General features: G+C 75.2%; 7 protein-coding genes. 1 reads left to right on the top strand and 6 read right to left on the bottom strand.

What is annotated here, in order from left to right; all coding sequences use genetic code 11:
- Positions 1-176: 176 nt before the first annotated feature.
- Genes ACIQOV_RS30735 through tsaB form a run of 4 tightly spaced genes read right to left on the bottom strand, consistent with a single transcriptional unit; the run spans position 177 to position 2,686 of the window.
- Positions 177-437 (bottom strand): hypothetical protein, encoded by a 261-nt coding sequence (locus ACIQOV_RS30735; RefSeq protein WP_401053890.1) that lies wholly within the window; start codon positions 435-437, stop codon positions 177-179.
- The gene (gene tsaD, locus ACIQOV_RS30730; protein ID WP_401053889.1) at positions 434-1,525 is read right to left on the bottom strand and encodes a tRNA (adenosine(37)-N6)-threonylcarbamoyltransferase complex transferase subunit TsaD; all 1,092 of its coding nucleotides are present in this window, start codon (positions 1,523-1,525) and stop codon (positions 434-436) included. The genes ACIQOV_RS30735 and tsaD overlap by 4 nt, the downstream gene beginning before the upstream one ends.
- Entirely contained in the window at positions 1,518-2,006 is a 489-nt protein-coding gene (gene rimI, locus ACIQOV_RS30725) for a ribosomal protein S18-alanine N-acetyltransferase (RefSeq protein ID WP_387686383.1), read from the bottom strand. The genes tsaD and rimI overlap by 8 nt, the downstream gene beginning before the upstream one ends.
- A 23-nt stretch (positions 2,007-2,029) precedes the next feature.
- Positions 2,030-2,686, bottom strand: a complete 657-nt coding sequence (tsaB, locus tag ACIQOV_RS30720) for a tRNA (adenosine(37)-N6)-threonylcarbamoyltransferase complex dimerization subunit type 1 TsaB (protein ID WP_380356892.1) — start codon at positions 2,684-2,686, stop codon at positions 2,030-2,032.
- Between the two features lie 154 nt (positions 2,687-2,840).
- On the opposite strand from tsaB, the gene ACIQOV_RS30715 reads away from it, so the two are divergent.
- Positions 2,841-3,407, top strand: coding sequence for a hypothetical protein (locus tag ACIQOV_RS30715; protein ID WP_401053886.1), 567 nt, complete (start codon positions 2,841-2,843; stop codon positions 3,405-3,407).
- 41 nt (positions 3,408-3,448) lie between these two features.
- Here the strand turns inward: ACIQOV_RS30715 and ACIQOV_RS30710 are convergent, their stop codons facing one another.
- Both ACIQOV_RS30710 and ACIQOV_RS30705 read right to left on the bottom strand, forming a co-directional pair.
- Positions 3,449-3,643 carry a hypothetical protein gene (locus tag ACIQOV_RS30710; protein ID WP_401053884.1) on the bottom strand — a complete coding sequence of 65 codons (195 nt, stop codon included), beginning with the start codon at positions 3,641-3,643 and terminating at the stop codon, positions 3,449-3,451.
- A gap of 133 nt (positions 3,644-3,776) precedes the next feature.
- Positions 3,777-4,112: tRNA (adenosine(37)-N6)-threonylcarbamoyltransferase complex ATPase subunit type 1 TsaE (locus ACIQOV_RS30705; protein WP_401053882.1), on the bottom strand; the 336-nt coding region annotated here is incomplete at its 5' end.

The raw sequence follows: 4,112 nt of genomic DNA, 5'->3' as shown, positions 1-4,112 counted from the left end.
GCCGCCCCCGTTGTCGCCGCACCCGGTGGCGAGGGCCAGCAGGGCCACCGCCCCCGCCGCGTACGTCCTGGTCCTGCTCCGCCCGTTCCTGATCACCGCTGCGCGCTCCCGGTTCCCGTCCAGCATTCTCTCAGCTATGCACGGTAACGGCCGGTCCCGCGGTTCCCGGTACGGGGCTACTCCAGGTGCTCGCTGGTGAAGGACCAGCGGTGCACCGGGCGGCCGAGCAGCTCGGCCGGCGGGTCGGCGACGGGCACCGGCTCGCCGTTCCACCAGGTGATCAGCAGCACCCGCCCGCCCGGGGCGGTGAGCAGTTCGAGGCGCTCCAGCCCGGCCGAGCCGCGAAGCCGGGGCAGCGCCGACTCCCGCGCCCAGGCGGCGAGTTCGGGCCCGCACCCGTCGGCGGCCCGGGCCTCCCACATCGCGGCGACGGTCATGCCGCGCCACCGCCGAGGGCGTCGTAGGCCTGGCCGTGGACGTCGGTGTGGGGCACGTGGACCTCGGTCACCGGCAGCGAGGAGTCGGCGGACAGGTCGAAGGCGGACGGCGTGCGGTCGCGCCACACCATCTCGGCGCCGAGCGCCGCGACCATCGCGCCGTTGTCGGTGCACAGGCCCGGCCGGGGCACCCGCAGCCGGATGCCGGCCCGGTCGCAGCGCTGCTGGGCCATCTCGCGCAGCCGCGAGTTGGCCGCGACGCCGCCGCCGATCATCAGGTGGTCGACGCCGCTGTCCTTGCACGCCTTGACGGCCTTGCGGGTGAGCACGTCGGTGACCGCCTCCTGGAAGGACGCCGCCACGTCGGCGATCGGCACCTCCTCGCCGGCCCGGCGCCTGGCCTCCACCCAGCGGGCGACGGCGGTCTTCAGGCCGGAGAAGGAGAAGTCGTACTCCGGGTCGTTCTTGCCGGTCAGGCCGCGCGGGAAGGCGATCGCCTTCGGGTCGCCCTCGCGGGCCGTGCGGTCGACGATCGGGCCGCCGGGGAAGCCGAGGCCGAGCACCCGGGCGACCTTGTCGAAGGCCTCGCCGGCCGCATCGTCGATGGTCGCGCCGAGCGGGCGGACGTCGCTGGTGATGTCCTCGCTGAGCAGCAGCGAGGAGTGCCCGCCGGAGACCAGCAGGGCCATCGTCGGCGAGGGCAGCCGGCCGTGCTCCAGCTGGTCGACGCAGATGTGCGAGGCGAGGTGGTTGACCCCGTACAGCGGCTTGTCCAGCGCCCAGGCGTACGCCTTCGCGGCGCTGACGCCGACCAGCAGCGCGCCGGCCAGGCCGGGGCCCGCGGTGACGGCGATGCCGTCCAGGTCGCTCGCCTTGATCCCGGCGGTGTCCAGGGCGCGCTGGATGGTCGGGACCATCGCCTCCAGGTGCGCGCGGCTGGCGATCTCCGGGACGACGCCGCCGAAGCGGGCGTGGTCGTTGACGCTGGAGGCGACCGCGTCGGCCAGCAGCGTGGTGCCGCGCACGATGCCGACGCCGGTCTCGTCGCAGGAGGTCTCGATGCCGAGGACGAGCGGTTCGTCAGCCATGGCGGGTGTCCTCAATGTCCTTCGGGTCAGTGCTGTCAGTGCTCGGGGAGTCGAGGCGCATCACCAGCGCGTCGACGTTGGCGGGCTGGTAGTAGCCGCGCCGGATGCCCACCGGTTCGAAGCCGTGGCGCTCGTACAGCCGTTGGGCGCGCGGGTTGTCCACCCGCACCTCCAGCAGCAGCTCGGCGCACTCGCGCCGGGCGGCCTCCCGGATCAGGTCGGTGAGCAGCGCCGCGCCGAGGCCGGCGCCCTGGTGGCGCGCGTCGACGGCGATGGTCTGGACGTCGCCCTCACCGGCGATCGCCATCAGGCCGGCGTAGCCGACGATCGTGCCGTCCGGGGCGGCCGCGACGGTGTAGTGGCGGGTGCCGCCGGGGTGGGACTCGGCCAGTTCGGACCAGAACATCCCGGCGGACCAGGCGTCCTCGGGGAAGAGCCGCAGCTCCAGCTCCAGCACCGGCGCGATGTCCCACCAGCGCATCGGGCGCAGGGTGGTGCCGTGGTTCACGCCGGGAGCACCGCCTTGTAGCCGGCCGGGACCTGGGCGTCCGGGCGGCGCAGGTACAGCGGGTGGTTCGGCAGCAGCTCGCGCCCGGCGGCCAGCTCGGCGGCGGCGAACCCGGCCAGGGCGCCGGCCGAGACGTGCTCGGGGCCGTGCCCGCCCGGGAAGGCGTCGGGGTAGAGCAGCGCGCCGGCGCCGACGGAGCGTTCCTGCGGGGTCAGCTCGGCCGGGCGGTCCACGCCGGGGCCCTCGGTGCGGCGGCCCTCGGCGTCGTACGAGGCCCAGTAGACCTCCTTGCGGCGCGCGTCGGTGGCGACGGTGAACGGCTGCCCGGCCAGGCCCTCGGCGCGGGCCTGGAAGGCGATCGCGTCCAGGGTGCAGACGCCGTGCACCGGCAGCCCGAGCGCGTGGCCGAGCGCGGCGGCGGTCACCAGGCCGACCCGCAGGCCGGTGTACGGGCCGGGGCCGACGCCGACCGCGATGCCGGTCAGCCGGTGCTTGTCCACCCCCGCGGCCCGCAGCACCCCGTCGATCGCGGGCAGCAACAGTTCGCCGTGGCGCCTGGCGTCGACCTGGTGGGTCTCGGCGAGGACGGCCGTGCCGTCGTGGACGGCGGCGGTGACGGCGGGGGTAGCGGTGTCGAACGCGAGCAGCAGCACGGGGTCAAGGTTAGACCGCGTTGGGCCGACCGGCCGATCGGCAAGGTGTACCAGCCGGGAACACACATCCGAGGCGCTGCGACCCGCGCGGATGAACCTGGCACGATGGGGCCGTACGTAAAGGGACGGCGGCGGGAGCGGCAACGTGGCGAAGATGGGTCCTGGAGTGGTGGTCACGGGGTTGACCCTGGGGGCCCTGGCGGTGGTGAGCCTGCTGGCCTTCCAGGCCAACGGCGCCCAGGACCGGGCCGGCGGCCCCAGGCCCACGGCCACCACCACGGCGACCGGCACCGCGACCGCCGCGGCGCCGACCGCCTCGGCCGCCCCGACCGTCCCCGCGCTGCCGACCACCTCGGGCACCGGCATCCGCGTGGTCTACTCGGTCGGCAGCCACTACGTCTGGCTGGTCGACCCGAAGAAGACTCCGCAGGTCGCGGCCGCCTTCCCGGTCACCCCGGGCTCGGTCGAGCCGGCCCCGGGCAGCTACGCCGTGTACAGCCGCACCCAGACCACCACCGGGACGGACGGCAAGCAGATCGAGCACGTGGTGCGCTTCGCGCAGCAGAACGGCGTGGTGTTCGGCTTCAGCGCGGCGGTGGACGGCGCGACGCCGACCACCGACCCGAGCGCCAAGACCGGCGGCATCCGCAGCGGACGCGCCGAGGGGCAGCTGCTCTGGGACTTCGCGCCCAAGGACACCAAGGTGGTCGTGATCGCCTGACCCGGACGGCCCGGAACGGCCCGGGCCCGGAAGGACCGGCCTCACGCGGCCCGGGGCGCCCGCGCCTCGGGCCGTTCGTCCTGTCGGGGCCGCGGTTCGGGCGGGGTGGACACCGCCTCGGCGGCCGCGCAGGCGGCCAGCAGCGCCCGCATCGGCTCTCCCGGAGCGCGACGGGCCGGTTCTCCGGCCCCGGCGGCGGGGACCGCGCGCTTCGGGGCGGGGGTGGTGCTCGACATGGCGCCTCCCTAGTTAGGCAGACCTAACCGCAGCACCCATCCCACCACGCCCGGCACCCCGCCCGCAACATCTTGCCGACAGCCTGTCGGCAAGATGTCGGCGGGACGTCGGCACCCCGTCGGCGCCCGTCGGCTATCCGAGGTCCGCCAGCGCCGCGTCCGCCCAGCGCGGGCCGATCCCGGTCAGCACCACCCGGCGCGGGTCCTGGTCGTCCCCGTCCGCCGTGCCGCCGATGGCGCGCTCGATCCGGACCTCCAGCCGGTCCTCGGACAGCCGCTCGACCTTGCCCTCGCCCCACTCCACCACGACCACCGACTCGGGCAGCGAGACGTCCAGGTCGAGGTCCTCCATCTCGTCCAGGTCCCCGCCCAGCCGGTACGCGTCCACGTGCACCAGCGCCGGGCCGCCGACCAGCGAGGGGTGCACCCGGGCGATCACGAAGGTCGGTGAGGTCACCGCCCCGCGGAC

The sequence above is a fragment of the Kitasatospora sp. NPDC091257 genome (assembly GCF_044757675.1).
In the GTDB taxonomy this organism is placed as follows: domain Bacteria; phylum Actinomycetota; class Actinomycetes; order Streptomycetales; family Streptomycetaceae; genus Kitasatospora; species Kitasatospora lactacystinica.
Note: the sequence above shows the minus strand (reverse complement) of the source record. Positions and strands in the feature narration are given on the sequence as shown.

Bases quoted from the DNA above. Each gene is read 5' to 3' on its own strand.
- rimI (WP_387686383.1), bottom strand. From the start codon at position 2,006: ATGCGCTGGTGGGACATCGCGCCGGTGCTGGAGCTGGAGCTGCGGCTC.
- ACIQOV_RS30735 (WP_401053890.1), bottom strand. From the start codon at position 437: ATGACCGTCGCCGCGATGTGGGAGGCCCGGGCCGCCGACGGGTGCGGG.
- tsaD (WP_401053889.1), bottom strand. From the start codon at position 1,525: ATGGCTGACGAACCGCTCGTCCTCGGCATCGAGACCTCCTGCGACGAG.
- ACIQOV_RS30715 (WP_401053886.1), top strand. From the start codon at position 2,841: ATGGGTCCTGGAGTGGTGGTCACGGGGTTGACCCTGGGGGCCCTGGCG.
- ACIQOV_RS30710 (WP_401053884.1), bottom strand. From the start codon at position 3,643: ATGTCGAGCACCACCCCCGCCCCGAAGCGCGCGGTCCCCGCCGCCGGG.